Below are 26,385 nucleotides of genomic sequence, written 5' to 3'. Positions count from 1 at the left end.
GGTTCTCCTCTGATCGGAGGGGAGGGTCACATCTTGCCTTCGGCCGCGCTGAGCTTGGCCTTGATGGACTCGTTGGTGACCGGCTTTCCGGCCGCCGCGTCGGCGAACAGCTCCGCCATCGCCGTGCCGACGAGCGTCTCGAACCGGCTCTCCTCGGGCACCTGCGGCAGCGGGGCCGCGGTCGAGTTGAGCACCTGGTACAGCACCTCCTGTTCGGGCGTGCGGAACGCCGCGTCGGAGTACGCCGAGCGCACCGACGGCAGCGAGCCGTACGCCTTGTTCAGGATGATCTGTTCCTTGTCGCTGGTCATGAACTCGACGAACTCGAGTGCCCCGGCCGGGTTGCGGGTGTGCCTGTACACGGCCAGACGAGCTCGTCCCAGGTCTTCGGCGGGTTCGCGATGCCCGCCTCGGCGAACATGCGCTTGTTGTAGTACAGCGCGTACGACAGCGAGTACAGCGGTACGGCCGACGGCGGGGTGCCGGGCGCGCCCGCGGCGGCCAGCGCGTTGGGCACGAACCGGTCGCGGCCGCCGACCTTGTCCAGGGTGCGGCCGTCGAACGGCACGAACGCCCCGGTCGCCTGCAGCGAGGCCGACCAGGTGTTGCCGATGTTCACCACGTCCGGCCCGCCGTCGTCCTTGGTGGCCGCCATGAGCCGGTCGAGCAGGTCGGACCAGGGCACCACCTCGAGCCGCACGTGCACGCCGGTCTGCTGCTCGAACTCGTCGAGCTGCGGCTGCAGGGCGGCCCGGTCGAAGTCGAGGCTCGGGCCCTGGTTGCTGGCCCAGTAGACAAGCGTCTTCGGCCCGGCCGCGGGCTTGCCGCACGCGGCGACCGACCCGGATGTGCACAGCAGTGCGGCGATGGTGCAAATGGCACGTCGGATCGGTGTCGACATCGGTGCGCTTTTCTATCGAGACTTAATTAATGTCGCCATTAAAGTGGCGCTCAGATCGTGCGTCAAGGCCCGCGCCTTTAGAGTTGCGGGCACAGGCGACGCGGCTTACGGGGGTTGGCGTGCAGGTCGAGCGGGCGAGCAATCGAGAGGTACGACTGCGAAACCGCTCCGCGCTGCTCACCCGGCTGTTTCTGGAGGGCCCGCTCACGCGCCAGGACCTTTCCCGCCGCACCGGGCTGAGCCAGCCCGCGGTGAGCAATGTCGTGAGCGATCTCATCGATGACCGGCTCGTCGAGGAGGCCGGCGCCCTGGAGTCCGAGGGCGGCCGGCCCAGCATCCTGCTGCGGGTGGCGCCGGACTACGCCGTCGTGGCGGGCGTCGACGTCGGCGAGACCCGGGTCCGCGTCGAGCTGTTCGACCTGGGGCTGAGCCGCCTCGCCGAGGCCGACCACCCGATCGAGCCGGGCGGGACCCCGCCCGAGGCGGTGGCCGGGCACATCCTCGCCGGGCTGCGCGCGGTCGCGGGCGACCGCCCGGTCCTCGGCGCCGGGATCGGCGTCTCTGGCATCGTGCAGCAGCGGCCGGAGGGCGCCCTGGTGCACGCGCAGACGCTGGGCTGGGAGGCGGTACCGCTGGAGTCGCTCCTGCGGGCCGGCACCGGCGTGCCGCTGCACCTGGAGAACGGCGCGAAGACCCTCGGCCAGGCCGAGATGTGGTTCGGCGCCGGGCGCGGGCACCGCCACGCCGTCTTCGCGCTCCTGGGCTCGGGGGTCGGCGCGGCCGTGGTCACCAACGGCTCCACTTATCGCGGCGCGTCCAGCAGCGCGGGGGAGTGGGGGCACACGACGCTGGTGTACGGCGGCCGCCCGTGCCGCTGCGGCTCGCGCGGCTGCCTGGAGGCCTACGTCGGCGCCGCCGCGATCCTCGAGCGCTACTGCGAGCGGGCCGGCCGCCCGGCCCCCGGCGCCGGCGAGGAGTCCCGGCTCACCGCCCTGGTGACGCGGGCCGCGAGCGACCCGCACGCCCGTGCGGTGCTCGACGAGACCGCCGACTACCTCGGCGCCGGCGTCGCCAACCTCATCAACCTGTTCAACCCGGAGCTGGTCGTCCTCGGCGGCTGGGCCGCGCTCGCCCTGGCCGGGCTGCTGCCGCGGGTCCGCGCCTCGGCCGGCCGGCACGCGCTGCGCCAGCCGTTCGCCCAGGCCGGCATCGAGCGAGGCCGCCTCGGCCTGGACGCGGTGGCCCTCGGCGCCGCGACCCTGCCGATCGCGCGGCTGCTCACCGAGGGCGGCGGCGCGGCGGCGGGCTGAGCGCCGGCGCTGTCCGTCGACCGGTTGACCCGCGGGCGGTGAATCCTCGCGAGCATCGATGCATGCGACCGATCGAAGTGCAGGGGCTGCGCAAGAGCTACGGGGCGACGACCGCCGTCGACGGCGTCGACCTGGCCGTCGAAGCGGGCGAGGTGTTCGCCCTGCTGGGCCCGAACGGGGCCGGCAAGACCACGACCGTGGAGATCCTGGAGGGCCACCGGCGCCGCGACGGCGGGGACGTCCGGGTGCTGGGGGAGGACCCGGGGGCCGCGGGGCGGCGCTGGCGGGCCCGCATCGGGGTGGTGCTGCAGACCGCGGCCGACGCCGCCGAGCTCACCGTGCGCGAGTCCGTGCGGCACTACGGCGGGTACTACCCGCGGCGCCGCGACCCGGACGAGGTGATCGCCGCCGTCGGGCTCGAGAGCAAGGCCGGCGCCCGGGTGCGCACCCTCTCGGGCGGGCAGCGGCGCCGGCTCGACGTGGCGCTGGGCATCGTCGGCCGGCCCGAGCTGGTCTTCCTCGACGAGCCGACGACCGGCTTCGACCCGGAGGCGCGCCGGCAGTTCTGGGACCTGATCCGCGCCCTCGCCGCCGACGGCACCACGATCCTGCTCACCACCCACTACCTCGACGAGGCCGAGGCGCTCGCCGGCCGGCTCGCCGTGCTCGCGGCCGGGCGCATCGTCGCGGCCGGCTCCCCGGCGACCGTCGGCGGCCGCGACCGGGCGGCGGCGGTCGTCACCTGGCGCGACGCGGACGGCTTCCACGAGGTGCGCACCGGCGAGCCCGACGCGCTCGTGGCCGGCCTCAGCGGCTTCACCGGCCTGCGCGTCGCCCGGCCGACCCTCGAAGACGTGTACCTCTCCCTGATTGGCGGAGCCGGAACGGACTCGCCGAGCACGATCGGAGCCACCGGATGACCATGCCTTCGACCCTGCGCGTCGGTACCGCCCGCGGCCTGGTGGAGATCCTGCAGCTGGTCCGCACCCGGGAGGCGCTGATCTTCACGTTCGCGTTCCCGGCGCTGCTGTCGATCCTGCTCGGCAGCATCTTCGACGAGCCCGTGACGCCCGGCGGGACGACCACCCACTCGCAGGTGTTCGCGGCCGGGATGATCGCCTACGGCATCCTGTCGACCGCGTTCATCAGCGTCGGCGTCGGCATCTCGGTCGACCGCGCCGACGGCAGCCTGCTGCGGCTGCGCGGCACGCCCGCCACCGCCGGCGCCTACTTCCTCGGCAAGATCCTGCTCGTGCTCTTCGCCGCCCTGCTCGAGGTGGCGCTGCTGCTCGCGGTCGCGGTGCTGCTCTTCGACCTGCCGCTGCCCGCCGACCCGGGCCGGTGGCTGACGTTCGCGTGGCTGCTGCTGCTGTCGGTGATCGCCTGTACCCTCCTGGGCATCGCGGCGAGCTCGCTGGCCCGCTCGGCCCGCAGCGCCCCCGCGGTGCTCAACCTGCCCGTCCTCGTCCTGCAGTTCACGTCCGGCATCTTCGTCCACATCGCGGCCCTGCCGAGCGCGATGGTCAACATCTCGGCGTTGTTCCCCGTCAAGTGGATGGGCCAGGGATTCCGCTCCGTCTTCCTGCCCGACGCCCTCGCCGCTCAGGAGGTGGCCGGAGCATGGGAGCACGGACGTACGGCCCTCGTGCTGGGGGCGTGGTGTGTGATCGGCTTGGCGCTGAGCCTGGCGACCTTCCGCTGGAGCGACAGGCGCTGAGCCGGGGCCGCTGGGAGCTCTTCTACGCGGTGATCGTGGCGTGCGTCTGCGCCTTCATGCTGCTCGACCGGGGGCCGGGCCTGCGGGCCGCCGTTGCCGCGACGGTACTGCTGGTGCTCGCCCTGGTCTGGTACCTCGCGCTCGGCCGCGGCGCGGTCCGCCGGCCCTGGCTGTTCGTGACGGTGCTCGGCCTCCTGCACCTCGGCGCCGTCTGGATCGACCACACGGGCTCCTTCGCCCTGTTCGCCTGGGCCCCGATGATCTTCCAGGTGCTGCCGCTGCGCCCGGCGCTGGCCGTGGTCGCCGTGCTCGACCTGCTGCCGGTGCCGATGGCCCTGCTGCGCGACGGCACCATCGCCCGGGTACACGGGCTGCTCCCGCTGACCGCGCTGGGCCTGGCCTTCGCCGCCGTCATCGGCACCTACATGGCCCGCCTGACCGGCACGATCGCCGAGCTGAAGGCCAGCCGGGCCGAGGTCGCCCGCCTCTCCCACGAGGCCGGGGTGGCGACCGAGCGGGCCCGGCTGGCGGCGGAGATCCACGACACCCTGGCCCAGGGGTTCACCAGCATCATCACCCTCACCCAGGCGGCCGAGTCGGAGCTGGACGCCGACCGGGCCGCCGCGGCCCGCCGCCTCGGCCTGGTGGTCCGCACCGCCCGCGACAACCTCGCGGAGGCGCGGGCCCTGGTCGCCGCCCTGGCCCCGGCCGACCTGCACGCCACCGGGCTGGGCGCGGCCCTGCGCCGCCAACTGGACCGCTTCGCCGCCGAGACCGGCGTGCGCACGGCCCTGCACCTGGGCCCCGGCGCCGAGGCCGTGCCGACCGCGCTGCAGGTGGTACTGCTGCGGGCGGCCCAGGAGGCGCTGTCCAACGCCCGCCGGCACGCGGCCCCGTCCACCGTGGAGCTTTCGCTGCGGGTCGTGGCCGGCGCGGCCGTGCTGACCGTGACCGACGACGGTGCCGGCTTCGGCCCCGGCGCCCCGGCCGCCGGGTTCGGCCTGGCCGGGATGCGGGCGCGGGCCGAGCAGATCGGCGGCGCCTGCACGGTGAGCAGCAGCCCCGGCGCCGGTACCACCGTGACGTTGTCCCTGCCCCTGCCGGACGGACCGGAATGATCACGATCCTGCTCGCCGACGACCACCCGGTGGTCCGCGACGGCCTGCGCGGCATGCTGCGGTCCGAGCCGGACCTGGAGGTGGTCGGCGAGGCCGGCTCCGGCGCCGAGGCGGTCGTCGCCGCGGCCGCGTGCCGGCCCGACGTGGTCCTCATGGACCTGCGGATGCCGGGCCTGGACGGCGTCGGGGCCACGGCCCGGATCCTGGCCGCGCGGCCGGAGACCCGGGTCGTGGTGCTGACGACGTACGAGACGGACGCCGACATCCTGCGCGCCGTCGAGGCCGGGGCCCGCGGCTACCTGCTCAAGGACGCGACCCGGGCCGAGCTCGCGGCCGCGGTGCGGGCCGCGGCCCGCGGCGAGACGGTCCTGGCCCCCGCGGTGGCCGACCGGCTGGCCCGGGAGACCCGCCGCCGGGCCGCCCCGCCGATCCTGTCGGCCCGCGAGGTGGAGGTCCTGGCGCTGGTGGCCCGCGGCCGGACCAACGCCGAGATCGGCCGGGAGCTGCACATCTCGGAGGCCACGGTGAAGACGCACCTGCTGCGCGCCTTCACCAAGCTCGGGGTGGCCGACCGCACCGCCGCCGTGACCACCGCCATGTCCCTCGGCCTGCTGCCTAGTTGAAGACCTCGGCCAGCCACGCGGTCCACTCCTGCTCGGCCGTCTCGCGGTCGATGCCGGCGAAGACGTGGTGGCCGGTGAGGATGAAGCCCTGGCGGCCGACGAAGCGCAGCAGCGCGTCGTCCGTGCGCACGCCCAGGAAGCTCGGCTCCAGCGCGGTGTCGACGACGCCGCTGATCTCCCGGCCGCCGAAGGTCAGCCGCGCGGCGTCGCCCTCCTTGACGTCCTTGGACAGCCCGCACGCCTCGGTGACCGCGGCCCACACGATGTCCTGGTCGGCCTGCTGGGGCCCGAACGCGGCGACGGGCACGGCGGTGCGGCCGGCGAAGTGCTCCAGGTACTGCTGCAGGGTCCGCAGGTAGAGCGGGTTGCCCTTGCGGAGCGCGTCGTACTCGTCCTCCCAGTTGCCGGCGAGGACGCCGCTGTGCACCAGCCGCAGCGAGGTCGAGCCGCCGTCGCGGCCCTCGATGAGGTACTCGAAGGCCATGAACGAGCCGTCCTCGGCCTCGGGGCTGCGGTAGCCGAAGCGGTGCCCGGGCTCGTAGGCGGTGACGGTGCCGGTGGCGTCGAAGCCGGGCATCGCCATGCGGGTCTCGCCGCCGACGCGGGGCTCGATCTCGTTGCGGCCCATGAACCACGAGTCGATGCCGGGGCCGGTGGCGATGGCCGCCCACACCTGCTCGGGGGTCGCGGCGAGGTCGATGTCGTGGGTGAGCTCGAAGGCGTGGGTCTCGGACATGTCAGGACTCCTCGGTCGGTGTGATGCTCGGATGGATGGCGACGATGACCCGGTGGTCGCGGCCGCCGGGGGCGTCCTCGTCGTGGTAGCGGCCCACGAGCGCGGCCACGGCCGCGGTGAGCTCCTGGGCGAAGGCGGCCCGGTCGGCGGCCGAGGCGAAGCGCACGGTCCCGTCGAGGGCGAACGTGGCCACCGGCTTCCCGGCCTTGGCCGCGCCGGTGATGAGCTGGCCGGTCTCCTTGACCAGCCGCGCGGCGATCGCGAGCAGCCAGCGGGCGGAGAGCCGGTCGGGGGAGCGGGCCGGGTCGGGCTGGACGGCGGCCAGCGCGACCGGCGAGATGACGAACGACGCCGCGGTGGCCCGCAGCACCCGCTCGGTCATGTTGCCCTTGCGCCGCTGCTCGACCAGCTCCACCAGGCCGTGGGTCTCGAGGGCCTTGAGGTGGTAGTTGACCTTCTGCCGGGGCAGCCCGACGAGCGCGGCCAGGCTGGTGGCCGAGTGTGGCTCCGCCAGCAGGGCCAGCAGCCGGGCCCGTACGGGGTCGAGCGCGACCTCCGCCGCCCGGGACTCCTCGATGACTTGCACGTCGAACATGGCTCAACTCTAGGGACCGACAACTTCCCTTGTCAAGACAAAAAAAGTTGTCGGTGTACTGATCTACTGTGTGCCGGTGACTGAGGCGCGCGGCCCCCGGGTCTCCACGATCGAGCTCTTCTTCGACCTGGTCTTCGTGTTCACCGTGACCCAGCTGGCGTCGGTACTCGTGCACCACGTCGACTGGGCCCACACCGGACAGGTCGCGCTCATGCTCGGGCTGATCTGGTGGATGTACGCCGGCTACAACTGGCTCACCAACGCGGTCGCGCCCAGCAGCACCATGCGGCGCACGCTCCTGCTCGCCGGGATGGTCGGCTTCCTGGTCATCTCGCTCGCCGTCCCGGAGGCGTTCGACGGCGAGGGGTGGGCGTTCGGCGTCGGGTACCTCATCGTCACCGTCGTGCACAGCGTGCTGTTCCTGCACGCCGACGACAACATCTCGATCCGCCGCGCGATCGCGAACCTGGCCCCGATCAACGGCTTAGCCGCCGTGCTCGTCCTCGTCGGCGGCTTCCTGCACGACGGCTGGCGCATCGGCCTGTGGAGCACGGCCCTGGCCGTCATCATCGCCGCGCCGTACCTGCAGCGCATGGGCGCCTGGACCATCAACGCCGGCCACTTCGCCGAGCGCCACGGCCTCGTCGTGATCGTCGCGATCGGCGAGTCGGTGGTCGGGATCGGCCTTGCCTTCCGCGACGTGCACCTCGGCGCGGCCACCCTCGCCGTCGCCGTGCTGGGCCTCGCCATCGCCTACTACCTGTACTGGACCTACTTCTCCGGCGACGAGGCCCGCGCCGAGCACGCCCTGCACGCGGTCACCGACCCGGCCCGCAAGGCCCGGCTCGCCGTCTTCGCCTACGGCTACGCCCACGTCGCCCTGCTCGCCGGCATCGTGGGCACCGCCGTCGGCGTCGAGCTGTCCGTCGGCCACGCGACCGAGCCGCTGCACTGGGCGAGCGCCGTGTGCCTCAGCGCCGGCGTCGCCGTGTTCCTGCTCGGCCACGCCTGGTTCCTGTCGCTCATGGGGCTTCCCGGCATCTCGTACCGCATCGCCGGCGCCGTCGGGGTCCTCGCCGTGATCCCGCTGGGCCACTGGCGGGCCGTCGCCCAGCTCGCCGCGATCCTGGTGGTGATGATGGCCTCGGCGATCACCCGCGACCTGCGCACCGTCCGGGCGACGCGCACCACCCAGATCCACGACTTCGGCCGATAGGCTGGCCGCATGCCGGTCGCGCTGTCCCTCGAGGAACTCCCGTACGCCGCCTACCTGCAGCGCCACGCGGACGGCGAGCCCTTCGAACCCGACGGCAACTACACCGAGGTGCACTTCGACGGCGCCGTGTTCGACGGTGGCGAGGCGACCAGCGCCAAGTTCATCGAGTCGGCGTTCACCGGCACGGCCCTGACCGGCGTCGGGCTCGAGCGGGCCCGGTTCAGCGACGTGTGGCTCAGCCGCAACCGGTGGGTCGGGGTGCGCGTCGTCGACGGCGAGTGGCTCGACGTGGCCGTGCTCGACAGCGCGCTCGCCGGCGTGCAGGCGTACAGCTCCCGGCTGCGCCGGGTCACGTTCCGCGGCTGCAAGATCGACACCCTGAACCTGCGCGGGGCGACGGTCGCCGACGTCGTGTTCGAGGACTGCGAGCTCAACGAGCTCGACTGCGCCGGGGCGAGCCTGACAAACGTCACGTTCCCCGGCTCGGCGCTGCGCAACGCGCGCTTCTCCCAGGTGAACTGCAAGAAGGTCGACTTCCGCGGGGCCCGCGAGCTCGACGTCGCCGACGGGGCCGACTCGCTGCGCGGCGCCACGATCGACGAGCGTCAGCTCATGGAGATCGCGCCCGCCCTCGCCGGGGCGCTAGGCATTCTCGTCAAGTAGCGCCGCCACGGCCTTGGCCACGCGGCGCTGCCGGGTCTGCTCGGTCTTCGCGCCCTCGACGGAGAGCACGTGCTGGCGCTGGTTGCTGTACGACAGCGCGTCGAACCGCGCCCGGGCCGGCGGTTCGGCGTCGAGGGCCGCGGCCAGGTCGGCCGGCACCTCGACGGTCCGCGGCGCGGTGTCGAGCTCGACGTCGACGTCGACCTCCTCGCCGGCGGCGATCCCCGCACCGGCCCGCACCTCGGCGGCGACGGGCAGCATCGGCACCCCGCCGTAGACGGCGATCGTCGACCGGTACGGGTACCCGTTGATCGTCACCGCCACCTTCGGCTTCCGGCCCGGGCCGAGCGCCTCGACGACCTCGGCCGGCACGGTCAGCCCGGTCGCGGTCCTCCCGTTCAGCTGCAGCGTCGTGCGGAACCTCATGGCCTCACCCAAGCAGGCGCAGGGCCTGCCGTACAGGGAAACGCTCGACCGTGCCCTCGAAGGACGTCTGGCCGAGGCAGAACCGCTCGAACATGCGCCAGCCCGGCGGCGTGCGCAGCAGGTTGTGGAACAGCCGCGGATGGCGCGCGAACGCGGCCAGCAGCCGGGTGCCGGCCCGCATCGCCGGCGCGAGGGTCGCCTCGATGTCGCGCTCGTACCCCGGCAGGTCCCCCTCGGCCGCGGCCGCCCCGGCGAGCGCGCCCGAGCGGGTGGCGAAGCTGATGCCCTCCCGGGTCCACGGTTCGAGCAGCCCCGCGGCGTCGCCGGCGACGAGCACGTTGCCCCTGCGCAGCGGCGATCGGTCGGTACGGCACCGCGTCAGGTGCCCCGAGTCGTGCACGGGCTCGATCCCGCTCAGCCCCAGCCGGTCCACGAACGAGCGCAGGTAGGCCTTGGTCCGCTCGCCGTCCCCGCGCGCCGAGATCACCCCGACGGTGAGCTGGTCGCCCTTCGGGAACACCCACGCGTACGAGCCCGGCAGCGGACCCCAGTCGATGAGCAGCCGCCCGCGCCACTGCTCCTGGCGCGCGCGGTCGACCGGCAGCTCCACCTCGAGGCCGAGGTCGACCTGGCCGTACTCGACCCCGACGTGCCGCGCCGTGATGCCCGACGAGCCGTCGGCCCCGATCGCGACGGCGGCCGTGACGGCGGTGTCTCCGGCGAGCCGGATGCGCACCCCGCCCTCGTCCTGCTCGACGGCGCGGGCGGGCGTCGCCTGCAGTACCGTCGCGCCCGCCTTCTCCGCCGCCTGCCGCAGCGCGTCGTCGAACGCGGGCCGGCGCACCATCGTGAGCAGCGTTCCGCCGGTCTTCGTGAAGGCGGCCTTGCCGTCGTGGGTGAAGTCGGCCCGCTCGACCCGGTCGTCGGCCGGGATCGTGATGCGATCGGCGACCGCGGCCACCGAATGGCCGATCAGCCCGCCACCGCACGTCTTGTACCGCGGGTGCGTCGCCTTCTCCAGGACGACCGTGCGCGCGCCCCGGCGGGCCGCCTCGTACGCGGCCGACAGTCCCGCCGGCCCCCCGCCGATGATCGCCACGTCCCAGTCAGTCACGGGAAGCACCTTAACGGCCTCCGTCGCTTTCGGCCGGGGGTGACTTTGGCCTCGTGTGACCAACACATCAGCCGTTCGGGTGAAGGATCTGCTTCACTCGGTCTTATGTCCGCGATCGACCACCTGATCCACGCGAACGCGCGCTACGCCGAGACGTTCCCGGGCCCGCGCCCGTTGCGCCCCAAGCTGCGCCTGACCGTCATCGCGTGCATGGACTCGCGGCTGGACCTCTTCGGCGCCCTGGGCCTGGAGATCGGCGACGCGCACCTCATCCGCAACGCCGGCGGCCTGCCGACCGAGGAGGTGCTGCGCTCCCTCGCGATCAGCCAGCGCAGTCTCGGCACCCGCGAGGTCGTGCTGATCCACCACACCGAATGCGGCATGGACGGCTTCGACGACGCGGGGTTCCGCGCCCAGCTGGCCGAGACCGGCATGGTCCCGACCTGGGACGTGCCGGGCTTCACCGACCTGCACGACACCATGCGCAAATCGATCCGCACCGTGCGCGAGTGCCCGTGGCTGCCGAACCGCGACGACGTGCGCGGCTTCATCTTCGACGTGGCCACCGCCAAGATCGAAGAGGTCGTCTGACCCCCGCGGCCCCGGCGTACGTCGTCACCGGCGCGGCCGGCGGCGTGGGCCGCGGAATCGCCGAGCACCTGGCGGGCTCGGCCGCCCGCGTGGTGGTCCTGGACCGCTCGCCGGCGCCGTGGGCCGACGGCGAACGCGTGATCGCCCTGGCCGGCGACGCGGCGGACGAGCGGGTGACCGAGCGGGCCGCCGACCTGGCCGGTCCGGCGCTGGCGGGCTGGGTCAACAACGCGGCGATCTTCGAGGACGCCTGGCTGCACGAACAGCCGGCGTCGCGGGTCGTGGATCTGATCACCGCCAACGTGGCCCTGGCGGTGGCGGGCTGCGCGACGGCCGTGAAGCGCCTGGGTCCGGGCGGGGCGATCGTGAACGTCAGCTCCCACCAGGCCCAGCGCCCGGTGCGGGGCGCCCTGCCGTACGCCACGGCCAAGGCGGCGATCGAGGGCCTGACGCGCGCCCTCGCCGTGGACTACGGCCCGCGCGGCATCCGGGTGAACGCGGTGGCGCTGGGCACGATCGAGACCCCGCGCTCGGACGCCTACCTGGCGTCGCTGTCCCCGCCCGCGACGGCGCGGGTGACCGCCGATCTACGCCGTATACATCCCCTCGGCCGCCCCGGCGCCGCGGCGGAAGTGGCCGCGGTGGTGGCGTTCCTGTTGTCCCCGGCGGCGTCCTTCGTCAACGGCGCCGTGGTCCCGGTGGACGGCGGCCGGGCAGTACGCGGCGAGGATCCCGAATCCCGGTGATTCCGGGCAAGTCGCCGGTCCCATGGATCGGACGCGGACGTCCGCAATGTGAACACCGCGCGGGTACCCCTCGCCCCTCCGGCACTGCCCGTAACCGCTGGCCGTGCGGTGCGTGGCGGCGAACGACCCCGTACCGCAATTTGCATACGGCAGGGGTTGCGCCGAGGGATCCGCCTCGTCCCGATGGGGTCATGCATGCGGCACGATCGGACCCATGCGATACGGGGGGAGACTCAACCGGATCGAGTTCACGGCATTGATCGACCAGCAGGCCGGCCGCGTCCGCGCCAGCGCCGCGACGCTGCCGCTCTACGGCCCGGCCAGGTGGTCGGGCGGGTGCCGCCTGGGCGAGTGGGGCTGGGAGGACGACCGGCTCGTGCACGCCGGGCTGCTCTTCGGCGATCCGGTCGACTCCCTCCGCGCCCCGTGGGTCGAGGTGATCACCACCGCCGGCCCGCCCATGCCGCAGCTCATCGATCTGCGTATGGCGGCCACGGGGCAGCCCCGGGCCGACCGCCGCGCCGTCGAGCGGGCGCTCCGCGCGGCCTCCACCCCGGCGCCCGAGCGCGTCACGATCTCCGTCGACGGCGTGCCGCGCGAGTTCTCACGCTGGCCCGACGAGCCGCTCGGCGACTCCCTCGGCCGCGGATGGCTGGCGATCCTCGACGAGGTGCCGGGCCTGCTGCTGCGCGTCTCCGGGCTGGACCCCGCCGGGCTGGCGCTGGCCCGGGTCGGCGACATCGAGCCGCACCTCAAGGGCACGCGGGCGCACCTGCTCGCCGGGTACGACGCCGTCGGGACCTGATCAGCGCGTCGCCAGGGCCTGGGCGAAGTTGACGCGCTGGATCGCCTCGGCCGCGTGCATCGGCGAGTACACGATCTCCTGGGCCAGGTAGTGATAGGGCCCCGACTGGATCGACACGACCAGCGGACCCGACATCGAGTGCGTCTTGGCCGTCAGGAACAGCAGGCCGAACAGCAGGAACATGCTCAGCCCGCAGGTGAAGATCGACAGCACCACGGCCAGCACCGCGCACGTCACCGCCAGGCCCACGCCCCAGCCCGCCGTCGTCGTCATCGGGATCGGCTGGGAGACGACCATCCAGCGGCTGCCGCGGATCGGCCACACGCCCACCGGGGTGTAGATCGCCACGCCGTCGACGCGGACATCGCCGATCTGCACGTCGGGGCCGTTGTAGGCGGGGGCGCCGCTGTACGGCACGGGCAACGTCACCACCGGATTGTCGCCTGCGTCCCGGTCGGGCGGACACCGTCCGGAAGGGCGGAATGCGTTCAGCCGGCTGCGGGGCCGCTTTGGTTTCGCGGGGCCGTTTTGGGTCTGCGCGGGGTCGTTTTGGGTCTGCGCGGGGCCGCTTCGGTCTGCCCGGGGCCGCTTCGGTCTGCGCGGGGCCGCTTTGGTTTCGCGCCGCCCGACGCTCAGCCGGCGCTGGTCAGGTCGACCCGTTCGGACAGCTCGGCCAGCAGCTTCACCAGGCGCTCGGCCGCGGGGGACAGGGTGCGCCAGGCGGCCACGGTCTCGGCCGCGTCGCCCTCGATCGGCACGAACACGACGCCCGTGTCGCGCAGGGTCCGCGCCGACGCCGCCAGCCGGGTGACGCCGACGCCGGCGGCGACCAGACCGAGCAGGTTCGGTACCGTCGCCGCCCTTTGCACCACATCGGGCCGGAAGCCGGCCGCGGAGAAGTCGCGGTCGTACTTGTCGTGCCACGGCGGCCACGACGATCGCGGGGTCAGCACCCACGGCTCGCCGGCCAGCTCGGCGAGCGCGACCGCGGCCCGCCCGGCCAGGCGATGGCTCGCCGGCAGGACCGCGCACACGGGCTCCCGGGCGAGGGTGCGGGTGTTCAGGTCGGGTACGAGCGGCGGCCGGGTGAAGGCCAGGTCGAAGGTGCCGTCGCGCAGGCCCGCGACGAGCGGGTCGATCGCCGTGTCGGCCGTGCTGACCTCGACGTCCGGCAGGTGCTCGCGGCAGGCCCGCACCACCAGCGGCAGCATGTAGTTCGCGACCGAGGCGAGGAAGCCCAGGCGGAGCCGGCCGAGCTCGCCGGACTCGGCGCGGCGGGCCACCGCGACCGCGCGGTCCGCGGCGTCCAGGACCGCGCGGGCCTCGGCCAGGAACAGCCGCCCCGGCTCGGTGAGGCGGGTGCCGCGGGTGTCGCGGTCGAGCAGGCGGGCGCCGACGGTACGTTCCAGGGCGGCGATCTGCTGGGAGAGCGACTGCTGCGCGAGGTGCAGCTCCCGGGCCGCGGTCGTGAAGCTCAGGTGCTCGGCTACGGCGACGAAGTACCGCAGCTGGCGCAGCTCGGGAAGGCTCACAGGATCCGACTGTAACCGCTCCCGGTGGCGTGTGTTGGCCGCCGTCCGTCGCTCCGGGCCAGGCTGGGGGCATGCGAAACTGGCTGATCACCGGGTGCTCGTCCGGGTTCGGGGCGGCGCTGGCCCGGGCCGCGCTGGCCGCGGGCGACCGGGTCATGGCGACCGCGCGCGACCCCGACGTGCTGACCGAGTTCCCCGACCGCACCCGGCTCGACGTGACCGACGAGGACTCGATGGCGGCCGCGGTGGCGCTCACCGCCGAGCGCTTCGGCGCGATCGACGTCCTCGTGAACAACGCCGGCCACGGCTCCGTCGGCGCGGTCGAGGAGATCGAGCCCGAGCACCTGCGCGCGCTCATGGACGTCATGTTCTTCGGCGCCGTGTCGCTGACCCGGGCCGTCCTGCCGCACATGCGGGCCCGCGGCCGGGGCGCCGTCGTGCAGATCTCCTCCATGGGCGGGCAGCTGACGATGCCGGCGTTCGGCGCCTACTGCTCCGCGAAGTTCGCGCTGGAGGCGATCTCCGAGGCCTTGTACGCCGAGGTCGGCGCCCTCGGCATCCGCGTGCACATCGTGGAGCCGGGCGCCTTCCGCACCTCCTTCGGCGGCGCGGGGCTGCACCGGTCGCCGCGCCTGCCCGCGTACGCGGAGACGACGGCGGCGACCCGGGCCGCGGTCGAGACGATGGACGGCACCCAGCCCGGCGATCCGGACAAGGCGGCGCAGGCGATCCTGACCCTGCTGTCGCTGCCGGACGCGCCGCTGCGCCTGGCCCTGGGCTCGGACGCGGTCGACGCCATCCGAGCCCATCAGACCTGGGTCCAGGACGAGCTGTCCAAGTGGGAGACCTTGAGCCGGTCGACGGACAGCTAACCCATCAGCTCGTTCAGCTCCCCGAAGTCGTACGAGTCGGCCAGCGACGTGTACGTGCCCGCCGTGTAGGCCTCCCGGGCCGCCTTGCGGGCCAGCGCGTAGGCGGCCTCGGCGATCCACGACCCGAGGCTGACCCGGGCCACGCCCAGCGCCGCGAGCTCGGCCACCGTCGGCGTACCCGGCTGCGCGAGGACGTTCAGCGGCGCCGGGATCGCCTTGGCCAGCGCGCCGATCGTGGCGGGGTCGGCGACGCCGGGCACGAAGATGCCTGTCGCCCCGGCCGCGAGGTACGCCTCGGCCCGCTCCACGGTCTCCTCGGGCCGCCCGCGGAAGTACGTGTCGACGCGCGCGTTGATGTACAGGTCCACGCCCGCGTCGTCGGCGGCGGCGCGGGCCGCGGCGATGCGGGCCTGCTGCCCGGCGACGTCGCGCAGACCGGCTTCATTGTTCGCGCGAGCGGTGTCCTCGATGTTGACGCCGACGGCGCCGGCCGCGAGCACACCTCGGATCGTCTCGGCAACGTCGGCCGGCGTCGCGCCGAAGCCGGACTCGATGTCGGCGGTCACGGGCAGCTCACCGGGCACGGCGCGCACGATCCGGGCGAGGTGCTCGAGCGCCTGCTCCCGGGGGAGCGTGTCCCCGTCCGGAGCCCCGAGCGTCCAGGCGACCCCGGCCGAGGTGGTCGCGACGGCGGGCGCACCGCTGGCGGCGACGATGCGGGCGGAGGCGGCGTCCCAGGCGTTGACGAGCACGAGCGGATCGGCGGCGGTGTGCAGGGCCCGAAAGGCCGCGGCGCGGTTGGTCATGCGCGCCATTCTTCCGCCGCCGCGCGGGGCGGCCCCAACGTTTCAGTGCAGACTAAATTGTACCGGTGGTGACGATCGGCCTCTCCGCGTCCGCGGTCGCCCGGATCCGGTTCGCGATCTCCCCGCTGTGGGAGACGATCGCGAGCCTGCGCGTGCTGCGCGACCCGGGCGGCCACGCGATCCACCTGCCGTGGGCGGCCCGGGTGCGGCAGCTGGACGTGTCGCGGCTGGCCGGGCTCGTGTCGCCGACCCCGGGGTACATTCCGGACTTCCTGACCCCGACGCCGCCGGGCCCGTTCCCGGGCCTGGAGGAGGAGCTGGCCGTGCTGGCGGCCACGCCGGCGGACGTGATCGAGGCCCAGAGCGGCGCCGCGCTGGACCCGGAACGCCTGGCGCAGGCGCTGCGGGAGTACTTCGCGGCCGCGATCGCTCCCGACTGGCCGCGCATCAGGGGCCTGCTGGAGGCGGAGGTGTACGCGAGGGCCCGCTCCCTGGCCGCCGACGGGGTGGGCGGCCTGCTGAACGACTTGCACGCGAACGTGTCGTTCGCGGACGGCACCCTGTCGGTGCTGCAGCGCTGGTGCACGGCGGATGACGTACGCGACGGCGGCGACCTGGTGCTGGTGCCGTCCGTGTTCGTGTGGCCGTCGGTGCTGACGGTGTTCGGGGCGCAGGCCCAGCTGGCCTATCCGCCGCGGGGCGTGGGCGTGCTGTGGGAGTCACGGGGCGGCGCCGGCCGCAGGGCCCGCGGCGCCTTCGGCGGTGGGACGGTTGGCCGGGCGAGCGGCCCGGGCGGCAGGGCGGGTGGCGGTGGGGCGAGCGGCGGCCTCGGCGGTGGAGCAGGTGGCAGCGGCGCAGGCGGTGGCAGGGCGAGCGGCGGCACGGTTCACGGCGGCGTCGACGGCCGGGTCAGCGGTGGCCGAGTGGGCCGCGGCACCAGCGATAGGGCGGGCGGCGGCACTGACAGCAGCGGCGACGGCGGGGCCGGTGGCAGCAGCAGGGCCGGGGGGGCCGGTGGCAGCAGCAGGGCCGGCGGGGCCGGTGGCAGCAGCGTCGTCGGCGGGCCCAGCGGTCGACGCGGGGCTGGCGGCGGCATGATCGGTAGCGGGGCTGGCGGCCGTCGCGGGGCTGGCGGCCGGGCTGGTGGTGGGGTCGTCGACGACGATGAGGTCGGCGGCGAGTTCGGTGACGGCGGCGACCCGCTCGCGGCACTTGCTGCCCTCGTCGGACGAGCCCGAGCCCGCCTACTGGCCGAACTAGCAGCCCCCGCGTCGACCACCGACCTGGCCCGGCGAACCGGCCTGACCCCAGGCGGCGTGTCCCAGCATCTGGCCGTCCTGCGCGCGTCCGGCCTGGTAAGCGCTCACCGCGAAGGAAGGGCCGTGATCAACGTCCGGACCGGCACCGCCGAGGTCCTGCTGGACGCCAATGGAATCCGATGAAGATGAAGATGAACAAGACACCCACGTGGGTCGAGCGGTGCCCCGTTCCGCTTTCTGCAAGCACCCTACACCATCCAACCTAATCGATCACGTGATCGAATTCGGTGGGTCATGAGTGTAATACAAAAAGTGCCGGCCGACGCTTAATCCTAGCGCCGACCGGCCCTCGCCGGGGACCGCGCCAACGGTCCGTGAGAATTCGTTGACGGTCAGTTCTGGGCGGTGCCGAGCTCGGACTGGCCCTCGCCCGTGTGGATTTCGGTGCCCTGGGCGAACGCGGCGTCGAACTTCTGCTCCAGCGCGTCCAGCTCCGCGAACTCGGCCTGGTGCGTCGACTGCGAGCCCTCGGCGGCGAAGACGTGGTCGTCCTCGGACGCGCTGTGGCTGTAGTTGGTGTAGTCGTCCGACTCGGCGTGCACGATGCCCGGCTGGTCGAACTCCTCGTGGTGGCCCTGCGCGAAGTCCGTCGACTCCTCGGCGTGGTGGTCGTTCTCGTACACGCCGAACTGCGACTGCGCGTCGGTCTCGCTGCCCGCCGACTGGTGGAGCTGGTCGAGCTCGGTGCTCTCCTGGCCCGCCTCGTAGTGGCCGAGGTCCGTGCTGCCGTCGCCGGTCTCGTACTCGCTCATGATGTGGTCCCTCCGAAGGAGTCTATGGTCTATGCGGTGCGGGCCTTTGCTTGATCCACGGTATGCGGGGCCCTGAAGGCGGGAATCCCGGAAACGTGCCAGCGGCCCGACGCGTTGTTCAGCTGATGGCCGGGAGCGTAGTCCGGCGCGGGCGGGCCGAACTATCCCCCACATGACAGGTGATCAGCTACTTTTCGTCGCGAGCCGGGGCCGGTGCATACTCCTGCGGTGCGACGACACTGCTGCGACGGAATGCGTGCCCAACTCGAGCCCGAGAACGGCGAGACCGAGAACGGCGAGACCGAGAACGGCCAGACCGAGGACCCGTGGGACGACCCGGACGTGGTGGTCGTCTACACGCCCAAGTTCGACGAGTACGGCCTGCCCGTCCGGGACGGCGGCACGTCGATGGTCGTGATCGGGTACTGCCCGTGGTGCGGCGCCCGCCTGCCCCAGTCGCGCCGGGACGCCTGGTTCGACGCGGTGGAAGGGCTCGGGCTGGACCCGTGGGAGGACGAGCTGCCGCAGGAGTACCGCACCGACGCGTGGTGGAACGCCGACCCGGCGCCGGCGCAGCACCGCGACCACGTCGAGCCCGAGCGGGTCGTCACGCCGAGCTGAGTCGACCCGAGCGGGTCGTCACGCCGAGCTGAGTCGACCCGAGCGGGTCGTCACGCCGAGCTGACGAGCTCCACGACGGGGATCCTGCGCGCGACCCCGCGCTGGTGGTCGGCGAAGAACGGGTACTGGGCGGCGATCCGCTCGAAGAGCGCGTCGCGGTCCTCGCCGGTCGCCGGGCGGGCCGTGGCCGCGTACTGCTCGCCGTCGACCTCCACCGTCACGGCCGGGTCGGCGACGAGGTTGCGGTACCAGTCGGGGTCGTGCTCGGCCCCGGCCGCGGAGGCGATGACGAGGAGCCGTCCGTCGAGGCGGACGTACATCATCGGGTTGGTGTACGTCCGTCCGCTGCGCCGCCCCGTGGTCGTGAGCAGCAGCAGCGGGCGCCCCTCGAGGCGCCGGCCGCTCGCCCGGAACTCCTCGATGAGCTTCGCGTTGGCCGCGTTCAGGTCCGCCGGGATCTCCGCCATACCGACACCCTAACCGGCTACACGGGTTCGAGCAGCTTGGACTTCTGCACGATCGGAACGCTCAGCGTCTTGTACCCGACCTGCTCGAACAGCACCACGACGCGATCCTGCTCGTAGGCCATGACCGTGCCGGTGCCCCACGCCGAGTGCCGTACCTCGCTGGAGACCGGGAAGGGACGGTCCTGCGCCACGGTCCTGATCTCGGGCGCGGCGACCGGCGCGGCTTTCGGGCGGAACAGGCGCTGGTACCACTTGAGCCGCGGCACCACCGGGTCCACGACCACGGTACCGCCGGCGCAGTTGTCGCAGTGCCCGCACGGACCGTCGGCCTGCTCGCCGAAGTACGCCAGCAGCGAACGCCCGCGGCAGTTCGCGCTCTCGGCGTACTGCCGCATCATGTCGATCCGGGAGCGCCGCAGCGTCTGGTGCCGCTCGAACTGGGCCAGGGCCAGGCGTGCCGCCTCGGCCGGGGCGGGCGCGTAGCGGGGCGCGGTGAGCTTGTTCCCGGCGCCGACCTCGGCCGCGCCGACCTGCTCGAGCAGGCTCAGCAGCGACGTGATCCGGCGGGCCGGCAGCCCGCTGCGCGTCGCCAGGCCGGCGCGGGTCGTGGGCTCCTCGCGCAGCGCGGCGGCGAGCTGGGTGAGCTCCTTGGCGTCGGGCGAGCCGGTGGCGAAGAACCGCTGCAGGGCCACGTCCTCGGGGCGGAAGAACAGGATGGTGCGGGCCGGGGAGCCGTCGCGCCCGGCGCGGCCGATCTCCTGCAGGTAGCTGTCGGGGGAGTCGGGCAGGGCGACATGGTGTACCCAGCGGATGTTGGGCTTGTCCACGCCCATGCCGAACGCGCTGGTGGCGACCATGACCGGGGTCCGGTCGGCCATGAAGTCCTCGTAGCGGCGGTTGCGCTCGCCCGCGGCCAGCCCGGCGTGGAAGGCGACCGCCTCGATGCCGCGCTCGGCGAGGCGCTGCGCGTACTGCTCGGCGATGGCGCGCGTCGGGGCATACACGATCCCGGGGTGCTGCTCCTGCTCGACCTGGGCCAGCAGGCGCTGCCAGCGCTGCTCCTCGCTGGTGCAGTGCACCGCGCCGAGCTCGAGGTTGGCCCGGTCCAGCCCGGCGACGAGCGTGAACGGGTCGCGCAGCCCGAGCGCTGCGGTGATGTCGGCGCGCACGGGCGGCGAGGCGGTGGCGGTCAGCGCGACCACCGGCGGGCGGCCCAGTTCGCGGATCAGGTGCCCGAGCTGCAGATAGTCGGGGCGGAAGTCGTACCCCCACGCCGACACGCAGTGCGCCTCGTCGACGGCGACGAGCCCGGGCCGCAGCGCGCGGACCTCGGCGAGGCGGTCGGGGTTGCCCAGCTGCTCCGGCGTGATGAACAGGAACCGGGCGGTGCCGGCCTGCAGCGCCTCGAGCGCCCGGCGCTGCTGGGCGGGGGTCTCGGCCGAGCTGATCCGCACGGCCTGGCCCTCGCGGCGGCGGTTGAGACCGGCGATCTGGTCCTGCTGGAGGGCGAGCAGTGGTGAGATGACGACGGTGGGTCCGGGGATCAGCGTCGCCGGCACCTGGTAGATCGCGGACTTTCCGCCGCCGGTGGGCAGTACGACGAGGGCGTCGCGCTTCTTGAGCAGGGCGCGCATCGGCGGAAGCTGTCCGGGGCGGAGGGTCTCCCAGCCGAACTCACGGCTGGCGGCGCGGCGCAGGCGGGGCGCGTGAGGCACAAGATTCATCGGGCGCGACTGTACCGGTGTTCGAACGGTTCGGCGCGCTATGCGACACGCCGAGGCTTGAGGAGTCTCACCGTTCAGCAACCGAGATGCACCCGAAAGTGACGGCGTGAGCACCCTTCGTAGTCGAAAGTTCTTCGTGTCAGCAGGTGGACCGCCTGCATGGGGTCCACCCGGACACGAGGGGGAAACGATGACAACGACCCTTGAGGGTGCCACGCTCAAGGTCCAGTTGGAAGGCCGCGAGCTCGAGGACCTGATCCGCGAGCACCTGCCGCTCGTCGGGCATCTGGTGCGCCAGACGCTCGGCCGCCTGCCTGCCCACGTCAGCCGCGAGGACCTGGTCTCGGCCGGGATGGCGGCTCTGGCCGGCGCCGCGAAGGCGTTCGACCCGAGTCGCGGCATCCCGTTCGGCAGCTTCGCCACCACGCGCATCCGGGGCGCGATCCTGGATGAGCTGCGCGGGCTGGACTGGGCGAGCCGGTCGGTGCGCGCCAGGGCCCGGCAGGTCGACGCGATGCAACAGGAGCTCACCGCGGCGCTCGGCCGCACCCCGACGAACGCCGAGCTCGCCGAGGCGCTCGGGGTGAGCATCGAGGACCTGCAGGCGATCGACGACGACGTCCAGCGGGCGGCGGTGCTGTCGCTGCAGGGCTTCGCGGCCGGCAGTGCGGAGGACATGGGTCCCCGAGCGGGCCGCCGGGCCTGAGGACCTGATCCTGCACCGGGAGCGCATCGGGTACCTGCACAACGCCGTCGAGGCGTTGCCCGAGCGCCTCGGGAAGGTCGTGAAGGGGTACTTCTTCCAGGAGCGCCCGATGACGGAGATCGCGCACGAGCTCGGCGTCACCGAGTCCCGGGTCTCGCAGCTGCGCGCCGAGGCGCTCATGCTGCTGCGCGACGGGCTCAACACCCACCTCGACCCGGACCTGGTCTCGGCGAGCGACAAGCCGGCGGGCTGCGTCGCCCGCCGGCGCGAGGCGTACCACGACAAGATCGCCAGCGCCGGCAACCTCAACAGCCGGCTGGCCCGGACCAACCATCACGGCATGCCGTTCAGCCAGTCCGGCCGCCACGCCTAGACCCGGTCGCCCGCCGGGGTCTGCCATTCTTGGGGCGGTCCCCGGCTGCGGCGCTAACCGGCAATTAAAGATCGCCCTCGGAATCGCCCTTCGCGACGGTGATAGTGTGGCCGCTGCAAATTGGTCCGGCACCTGCGATATGCGCACCGATTGGCGGGCGAATGCGTTTCGAACCGGCAGAATTCGACCACACGGAACCCGGCGAAAACGACCATTTGGACGTTCCGGTGCGCCGCCGCGGCGGGCGCCGGCTCTGGGTCATCCTGGCCTCGGCCGCCGCGGTGCTGCTCGTCGCGGCCGGCGCCGGCGCCGCGACGCTGATGAGCCGGGACTCGGCGTCCAACGGCGGGACGGGCCCGGCGATCGACGCCGTCGGCAACGGCGACCCCGCCGCCGCGGCCGCCGGCCTGGGCGCGGGGCCCTCGGGGTCCACGTCGGCCGGCGCGTCGTCGTCGGCCAAGCCGGGCGCCTCCGCCACCAAGGCCGGCGCCGGCAACAGCGCCCCGGGTGCGCCGGCGATCACGCCCGCGGCCGGCAAGCGCTGGACGGTCGGCTTCAGCGAGGAGTTCAACGGCACGGCGCTGGACAAGTCGAAGCTCAGCCCGTGCTTCGACTGGAACAGCGGCGACTGCACCTCGACGTTCAACGGCGGGCGTGAGCACTACCAGCCCAGCCAGGTCGTCGTGTCCGGCGGCACCGCGAAGCTCATCGCCGCGCCGCTGAGCCCGCCGTACAAGAGCAGCGCCTGCCAGAACGGCTCCTGCACCTACAAGGCCGGCCTGGTGTCCACGGCGCGCCCGAACGCCGACGCCTCCAAGTACCTGTACTCGTTCACGTTCGGCTACGTCGAGTCCCGCTTCAAGTTCCCGGCGACGCAGGGCTTCTTCACCGCGCTGTGGATGCTGCCCGCCGACCCGTCGTACGACTACAAGACGGAGCTGGACATCCTCGAGGAGATGGGCGACGACCCGTCGACGATGTACATGACGTACCACTGGAACGACCGCAAGGACTCGGTCCACATCAACAGCGGCAAGCACAACAACGGCAAGTGCGCGTCGAAGGACTACTCGAAGGACTTCGTGCGTATGGGCGTGGACTGGGAGCCGGACCACATCTCCTGGTACATCGACGGCGTGGAGTGCTACCGCTTCACCGACGCGGCCCACATCGAGAAGGGCCCGATGCAGATCCTCATGCACATGATGGTGGACAACGACTGGCAGCGGCAGTGGAACGTCGGGCTCACCGACCCGACCCTGACCCGCCAGCTCGAGGTCGACTACATCCGCGTGTATCAGCAGACCCCGGCCTAGGCCCTGTCCTGCCGATCATGCCGGCCTGCGCCGGGCCCAGATTCCGCCTGCGCGCGCCCCGCGAAGGCCGGGTTACAACACCGGTAGCCAGGCCTCCGCGGGGCACACGCAGGCGAAATCTGGACCTCGTCTCGGCTCGGCATGACCGGCAGGACAGGACCTAGCACATCGTCCGGTCACCCCTGCGATCCCGGCCGGGGTGACCGAACGGTCAACGTCATCTCCACACATCGCACAATTATCCTTGTCGACGCAGCGCGCTACGCTGACGCCACTTTTCTGCGGGTTATCCCGAGTGGCATGGGGGCGCATTATGTCGCTGCGTCGGCAATTGTCGGTTTTCGCGGCTATGGCGGTGGTGATCCCGAGCGCGATATTCGCGTTCGGATTCAGCCGGTCCGCCGCGGTCGCGGGAACGCTGCCGACCGGCTTCCAGGAGCAGGTCGTGTTCAGCGGCCTGACCCAGCCGACGAGCATCCAGTTCGCCTCCGACGGGCGGGTCTTCGTCGCCCAGAAGAACGGCGTGGTCAAGGTGTTCGACAGCCTGTCGGACCCGACCCCGACCGTCTTCGCCGACCTGTCCGCGCGCGTGCAGGACTACTGGGACCGCGGCCTGCTCGGCTTCGCGCTCAGCCCGACGTTCCCGGCCGACCCCTCGGTGTACGTCCTGTACTCCTACGACGCCTCGGTCGGCGGCAGCTCCCCGAAGTACGGCGACGACTGCGTGGTCGACGGGGGCGGCACCGGCGGCAACTGCGTCATCAGCGGCCGGCTGTCGAAGCTGACCGCCAACGGCGACGTGATGACCGGCGCCGAGCAGCCCCTCATCAACGACTGGTGCCAGCAGTTCCCCAGCCACTCCGTCGGCGACCTGCACTTCGGCGCGGACGGCGCGCTCTACGTCTCCGGCGGCGACGGCGCGAGCTTCGGCAGCGTCGACTACGGCCAGTACGGCAGCCCGGTCAACCCCTGCGGCGACCCTGCCGCCGAGGGTGGGGCGCTGCGCTCGCAGGACGTGCGCACGACCGGCGACCACCTGGGGTACAACGGCAGCATCGTGCGCGTCGACCCGGCCAACCCGGGCGCCGCGAAGATCGTCGGCTACGGCCTGCGCAACCCGTTCCGGTTCGCCACCCGCCCGGGTACCGGCGAGATCTGGGCCGGCGACGTCGGCTGGAACGACATGGAGGAGATCAACCGGATCACGGACCCGACCGGCCCGGCGACCAACTTCGGCTGGCCCTGCTACGAGGGTGTCTCCGCGCAGCCCGGCTACCAGGCCGCCGCCCTGCCGATGTGCCAGAGTCTCTACAGCGCCGGCGGGGCGACCGGGCCGTACTACACGTACAACCACGCCAACAAGGTCGTGCCGGGGGAGGCCTGCCCGGCCGGCGGCTCCTCGGTCTCCGGGATCTCCTTCTACCCGACCGCCGGCGGCTCGTACCCGTCCGCGTACAACGGCGCGCTGTTCTTCGCCGACTACTCCCGCGGCTGCATCTGGACGATGTTCAAGGGCGCCAACGGGCTGCCCGACCCCACGCAGATCCAGACGTTCGCGGCCGGGGCGGCCAACCCGGTGTACATCACGACGGGCCCCGGCAACGACCTCTACTACGCGGACCTGGGCGGCGGGACCGTCCGGCGGATCCGGTACTACCCGACGAACCGCCCGCCCGTGGCCTCGTTCACGGCCACCCCGACGTCGGGCACGACCCCGCTGGCGGTCACGTTCGACGCCACGGCCTCGACCGACGAGGACGTCGCCGACCGCAGCGAGCTGACGTACCAGTGGGACTTCGACGGCAACGGCACGTTCGACGCGACTGGCGTCAAGGCCTCCCATACGTACACCACCGACGGTGGCTCGACCGCGGTGCTGAAGGTCACCGACCCGCTCGGCGCGAGCGACACCGCGACGACGACCATCACCGCCGGGAACGGGGCCCCGACCGCCGTGATCGACACCCCGGCGGCGACGTTCACCTGGGGCGTCGGCACCAACGTGCAGTTCTCCGGGCACGCCAGCGACCCGCAGGAGGGCGACCTGCCGGCCTCGGCGCTCAAGTGGGACCTGATGCTGGAGCACTGCACCGCCCCGGACAACTGCCACACCCACTACCTGCAGACGTTCCCCGGGGTCGCCGGCGGCTCGTTCCCGGCGCCGGACCACGAGTACCCGTCCTACCTGCGGCTGCGGCTCACCGCCACCGACGCGGGCGGGCTGACCAGCGTGTCGACCGTCGACCTGCAGCCCAAGACCGTTGACCTGTCGTTCGCCAGCAAGCCCAACGGCCTGCAGGTTACGGTCGGCTCGGCCCAGCAGGCGACGCCGTTCACGCGCCGGGTCATCGTGGGCTCCACGAACACGATCAGCGCGCTGGAGCCGCAGACCACACCCGCGATGACGTACTCGTTCGGCGCCTGGTCCGACGGCGGTTCCCGGACCCATGTGCTGACCGCGCCCGCGGCGGCGACGACGTACACGGTGACGTACAACGGCCTCGCCCCGATCGAACTGCGAGCCGGCGCGAACGGCAGCTATGTGACCGCCGACAACGGCGGGAACGCCCCGCTGATCGCGAACCGGTCCGTCATCGGCGCGTGGGAGCAGTTCGACGTCATGGACGTGGGCGGCGGCTTCGTGGCGCTGCGCAGCCGGGCGAACCTGCAGTACGTGACCGCCGAGAACGGCGGCGCCTCCCCGCTCATCGCGAACCGCCCGGAGGTCGGCGGCTGGGAGAAGTTCCAGCTCGTCGACAACGGCGACGGCACGGTGAGCCTGCGCGCGAACGCCAACGGCAAGTACGTGACCGCCGAGAACGGCGGCAACGCGGCGCTGATCGCCAACCGGGACGCGGTCGGCGCCTGGGAGAAGTTCACCAAGGTGAAGGCGCCCACGGCCATGAGCATCACGGCGAACATCAACAGCCTGGTGGTGTGCGCGGACGCCGGGGGCGCGAAGCCGCTGCTCGCCAACCGCGCCGGCGCCGGCCCCTGGGAGACCTTCGACGTCGTCGACCTGGGCAACGGCTTCGTGGCCCTGCTGTCGCACTCGGACTTCAAGTACGTGACCGCGGAGAACGGCGGCAACGCGGCGCTGATCGCCAACCGCCCGACGGTCGGCACGTGGGAGATGTTCCAGATCGTCAACAACCCCGACGGCACGGTGAGCCTGCGCGCGAACGCCAACGGCAAGTACGTGACCGCGGAGAACGCCGGCAACTCGCCGCTCATCGCCAACCGCACCGAGATCGGCGCCTGGGAAAAGTTCCGCCTCGCCCCGGTCTGATCTGCCACCATCGTCGGTATGACGCCGACCGCTCACATGCCGGGCCC

General features: G+C 72.8%; 27 protein-coding genes and 1 pseudogene. 16 read left to right on the top strand and 12 right to left on the bottom strand.

The genetic code is table 11. The annotated features are described in order from the left end of the window. Nucleotides 1–26: 26 nt before the first annotated feature. Both ACPPVO_RS50725 and ACPPVO_RS50720 read right to left on the bottom strand, forming a co-directional pair. Nucleotides 27–311 carry a hypothetical protein gene (locus tag ACPPVO_RS50725; protein ID WP_426506407.1) on the bottom strand — a complete coding sequence of 95 codons (285 nt, stop codon included), beginning with the start codon at nucleotides 309–311 and terminating at the stop codon, nucleotides 27–29. Further along, nucleotides 308–901 (bottom strand): ABC transporter substrate-binding protein, encoded by a 594-nt coding sequence (locus ACPPVO_RS50720; RefSeq protein ID WP_426506406.1) that lies wholly within the window; start codon nucleotides 899–901, stop codon nucleotides 308–310. The genes ACPPVO_RS50725 and ACPPVO_RS50720 overlap by 4 nt, the downstream gene beginning before the upstream one ends. A gap of 119 nt (nucleotides 902–1,020) precedes the next feature. Between ACPPVO_RS50720 and ACPPVO_RS50715 the strand changes: the two genes are divergently transcribed. The 5 genes from ACPPVO_RS50715 to ACPPVO_RS50695 all read left to right on the top strand — a co-directional run bounded on the left by ACPPVO_RS50715 (nucleotide 1,021) and on the right by ACPPVO_RS50695 (nucleotide 5,669). Beyond that, nucleotides 1,021–2,211 (top strand): ROK family transcriptional regulator, encoded by a 1,191-nt coding sequence (locus ACPPVO_RS50715; RefSeq protein ID WP_426506405.1) that lies wholly within the window; start codon nucleotides 1,021–1,023, stop codon nucleotides 2,209–2,211. A gap of 62 nt (nucleotides 2,212–2,273) precedes the next feature. After that, on the top strand, nucleotides 2,274–3,131 hold the full coding sequence (locus tag ACPPVO_RS50710; RefSeq protein ID WP_426506404.1) for an ABC transporter ATP-binding protein: 858 nt from the start codon (nucleotides 2,274–2,276) through the stop codon (nucleotides 3,129–3,131). Further along, nucleotides 3,128–3,928 (top strand): ABC transporter permease, encoded by an 801-nt coding sequence (locus ACPPVO_RS50705; RefSeq protein ID WP_426506403.1) that lies wholly within the window; start codon nucleotides 3,128–3,130, stop codon nucleotides 3,926–3,928. The genes ACPPVO_RS50710 and ACPPVO_RS50705 overlap by 4 nt, the downstream gene beginning before the upstream one ends. After that, on the top strand, nucleotides 3,871–5,046 hold the full coding sequence (locus tag ACPPVO_RS50700) for a sensor histidine kinase (RefSeq protein ID WP_426506402.1): 1,176 nt from the start codon (nucleotides 3,871–3,873) through the stop codon (nucleotides 5,044–5,046). Before ACPPVO_RS50705 ends, ACPPVO_RS50700 begins: the two co-directional genes overlap by 58 nt. Continuing rightward, the gene (locus tag ACPPVO_RS50695) at nucleotides 5,043–5,669 is read left to right on the top strand and encodes a response regulator transcription factor (RefSeq protein WP_360385197.1); all 627 of its coding nucleotides are present in this window, start codon (nucleotides 5,043–5,045) and stop codon (nucleotides 5,667–5,669) included. Before ACPPVO_RS50700 ends, ACPPVO_RS50695 begins: the two co-directional genes overlap by 4 nt. Here the strand turns inward: ACPPVO_RS50695 and ACPPVO_RS50690 are convergent. Both ACPPVO_RS50690 and ACPPVO_RS50685 read right to left on the bottom strand, forming a co-directional pair. Beyond that, a complete protein-coding gene (locus ACPPVO_RS50690) occupies nucleotides 5,662–6,405 on the bottom strand; it encodes an SRPBCC family protein (protein ID WP_426506401.1) in 744 nt (247 codons plus the stop codon). The two genes, ACPPVO_RS50695 and ACPPVO_RS50690, sit on opposite strands and share 8 nt — an antisense overlap. Before the next feature lies 1 nt (nucleotide 6,406). Continuing rightward, nucleotides 6,407–7,000: an ArsR/SmtB family transcription factor gene (locus ACPPVO_RS50685; RefSeq protein WP_426506400.1), complete on the bottom strand. Its 594-nt coding sequence runs from the start codon at nucleotides 6,998–7,000 to the stop codon at nucleotides 6,407–6,409. Between the two features lie 76 nt (nucleotides 7,001–7,076). Here ACPPVO_RS50685 and ACPPVO_RS50680 point away from each other — a divergent pair, with 76 nt between their 5' ends. Continuing rightward, the gene (locus tag ACPPVO_RS50680; RefSeq protein WP_426506399.1) at nucleotides 7,077–8,216 is read left to right on the top strand and encodes a low temperature requirement protein A; all 1,140 of its coding nucleotides are present in this window, start codon (nucleotides 7,077–7,079) and stop codon (nucleotides 8,214–8,216) included. 9 nt (nucleotides 8,217–8,225) lie between these two features. Continuing rightward, a complete protein-coding gene (locus ACPPVO_RS50675; protein ID WP_426506398.1) occupies nucleotides 8,226–8,879 on the top strand; it encodes a pentapeptide repeat-containing protein in 654 nt (217 codons plus the stop codon). On the opposite strand, the gene ACPPVO_RS50670 is transcribed toward ACPPVO_RS50675, so the two are convergent. Both ACPPVO_RS50670 and ACPPVO_RS50665 read right to left on the bottom strand, forming a co-directional pair. Further along, the gene (locus tag ACPPVO_RS50670; protein ID WP_426506397.1) at nucleotides 8,859–9,305 is read right to left on the bottom strand and encodes a YdeI/OmpD-associated family protein; all 447 of its coding nucleotides are present in this window, start codon (nucleotides 9,303–9,305) and stop codon (nucleotides 8,859–8,861) included. The two genes, ACPPVO_RS50675 and ACPPVO_RS50670, sit on opposite strands and share 21 nt — an antisense overlap. Nucleotides 9,306–9,309: 4 nt before the next feature. Continuing rightward, entirely contained in the window at nucleotides 9,310–10,419 is a 1,110-nt protein-coding gene (locus tag ACPPVO_RS50665) for a geranylgeranyl reductase family protein (RefSeq protein ID WP_426506396.1), read from the bottom strand. Nucleotides 10,420–10,524: 105 nt separating this feature from the next. Here ACPPVO_RS50665 and ACPPVO_RS50660 point away from each other — a divergent pair, with 105 nt between their 5' ends. The 3 genes from ACPPVO_RS50660 (at nucleotide 10,525) to ACPPVO_RS50650 (ending at nucleotide 12,561) form a co-directional block, all read left to right on the top strand. Beyond that, a complete protein-coding gene (locus tag ACPPVO_RS50660) occupies nucleotides 10,525–11,010 on the top strand; it encodes a beta-class carbonic anhydrase (RefSeq protein ID WP_426506395.1) in 486 nt (161 codons plus the stop codon). A gap of 44 nt (nucleotides 11,011–11,054) precedes the next feature. Next, nucleotides 11,055–11,756 carry an SDR family NAD(P)-dependent oxidoreductase gene (locus ACPPVO_RS50655; protein WP_426506394.1) on the top strand — a complete coding sequence of 234 codons (702 nt, stop codon included), beginning with the start codon at nucleotides 11,055–11,057 and terminating at the stop codon, nucleotides 11,754–11,756. A gap of 214 nt (nucleotides 11,757–11,970) precedes the next feature. Then, complete coding sequence (locus tag ACPPVO_RS50650) at nucleotides 11,971–12,561, top strand: hypothetical protein (protein WP_426506393.1); 591 nt, start codon at nucleotides 11,971–11,973, stop codon at nucleotides 12,559–12,561. Here the strand turns inward: ACPPVO_RS50650 and ACPPVO_RS50645 are convergent, their stop codons facing one another. Next, complete coding sequence (locus ACPPVO_RS50645; RefSeq protein WP_426506392.1) at nucleotides 12,562–12,990, bottom strand: hypothetical protein; 429 nt, start codon at nucleotides 12,988–12,990, stop codon at nucleotides 12,562–12,564. A 203-nt stretch (nucleotides 12,991–13,193) separates the two neighbouring features. Continuing rightward, entirely contained in the window at nucleotides 13,194–14,093 is a 900-nt protein-coding gene (locus ACPPVO_RS50640; protein ID WP_426506391.1) for a LysR family transcriptional regulator, read from the bottom strand. 71 nt (nucleotides 14,094–14,164) lie between these two features. On the opposite strand from ACPPVO_RS50640, the gene ACPPVO_RS50635 reads away from it, so the two are divergent. Then, entirely contained in the window at nucleotides 14,165–14,965 is an 801-nt protein-coding gene (locus tag ACPPVO_RS50635; protein WP_426506390.1) for an oxidoreductase, read from the top strand. On the opposite strand, the gene ACPPVO_RS50630 is transcribed toward ACPPVO_RS50635, so the two are convergent. Then, entirely contained in the window at nucleotides 14,962–15,780 is an 819-nt protein-coding gene (locus tag ACPPVO_RS50630; RefSeq protein ID WP_426506389.1) for an isocitrate lyase/PEP mutase family protein, read from the bottom strand. The genes ACPPVO_RS50635 and ACPPVO_RS50630 overlap by 4 nt on opposite strands. A gap of 56 nt (nucleotides 15,781–15,836) precedes the next feature. Between ACPPVO_RS50630 and ACPPVO_RS50625 the strand changes: the two genes are divergently transcribed. After that, nucleotides 15,837–17,213 carry a helix-turn-helix domain-containing protein gene (locus ACPPVO_RS50625; protein ID WP_426506388.1) on the top strand — a complete coding sequence of 459 codons (1,377 nt, stop codon included), beginning with the start codon at nucleotides 15,837–15,839 and terminating at the stop codon, nucleotides 17,211–17,213. A 209-nt stretch (nucleotides 17,214–17,422) separates the two neighbouring features. Here ACPPVO_RS50625 and ACPPVO_RS50620 read toward each other — a convergent pair whose 3' ends face one another. Next, complete coding sequence (locus tag ACPPVO_RS50620) at nucleotides 17,423–17,842, bottom strand: hypothetical protein (protein WP_426506387.1); 420 nt, start codon at nucleotides 17,840–17,842, stop codon at nucleotides 17,423–17,425. A gap of 252 nt (nucleotides 17,843–18,094) precedes the next feature. Between ACPPVO_RS50620 and ACPPVO_RS50615 the strand changes: the two genes are divergently transcribed. Beyond that, nucleotides 18,095–18,463, top strand: a complete 369-nt coding sequence (locus ACPPVO_RS50615) for a DUF6980 family protein (RefSeq protein WP_426506386.1) — start codon at nucleotides 18,095–18,097, stop codon at nucleotides 18,461–18,463. A 50-nt stretch (nucleotides 18,464–18,513) separates the two neighbouring features. On the opposite strand, the gene ACPPVO_RS50610 is transcribed toward ACPPVO_RS50615, so the two are convergent. After that, nucleotides 18,514–18,930 carry a nitroreductase family deazaflavin-dependent oxidoreductase gene (locus ACPPVO_RS50610; RefSeq protein WP_426506385.1) on the bottom strand — a complete coding sequence of 139 codons (417 nt, stop codon included), beginning with the start codon at nucleotides 18,928–18,930 and terminating at the stop codon, nucleotides 18,514–18,516. A 17-nt stretch (nucleotides 18,931–18,947) separates the two neighbouring features. Further along, nucleotides 18,948–20,654 (bottom strand): RecQ family ATP-dependent DNA helicase, encoded by a 1,707-nt coding sequence (locus ACPPVO_RS50605; protein ID WP_426506384.1) that lies wholly within the window; start codon nucleotides 20,652–20,654, stop codon nucleotides 18,948–18,950. Between the two features lie 190 nt (nucleotides 20,655–20,844). On the opposite strand from ACPPVO_RS50605, the pseudogene ACPPVO_RS50600 reads away from it, so the two are divergent. The 3 genes and pseudogenes from ACPPVO_RS50600 (at nucleotide 20,845) to ACPPVO_RS50590 (ending at nucleotide 26,338) form a co-directional block, all read left to right on the top strand. Beyond that, a pseudogene (locus tag ACPPVO_RS50600) lies at nucleotides 20,845–21,733 on the top strand (sigma-70 family RNA polymerase sigma factor). A gap of 215 nt (nucleotides 21,734–21,948) precedes the next feature. Further along, nucleotides 21,949–23,049, top strand: coding sequence for a glycoside hydrolase family 16 protein (locus ACPPVO_RS50595; RefSeq protein WP_426506383.1), 1,101 nt, complete (start codon nucleotides 21,949–21,951; stop codon nucleotides 23,047–23,049). A 349-nt stretch (nucleotides 23,050–23,398) separates the two neighbouring features. Then, nucleotides 23,399–26,338 (top strand): PQQ-dependent sugar dehydrogenase, encoded by a 2,940-nt coding sequence (locus ACPPVO_RS50590; protein ID WP_426506381.1) that lies wholly within the window; start codon nucleotides 23,399–23,401, stop codon nucleotides 26,336–26,338. Nucleotides 26,339–26,385: the final 47 nt, after the last annotated feature.

Origin of the sequence: Dactylosporangium sp. McL0621 (assembly GCF_049995355.1) — a bacterium.
Lineage (GTDB): Bacteria > Actinomycetota > Actinomycetes > Mycobacteriales > Micromonosporaceae > Dactylosporangium.
Note: the sequence above shows the minus strand (reverse complement) of the source record. Positions and strands in the feature narration are given on the sequence as shown.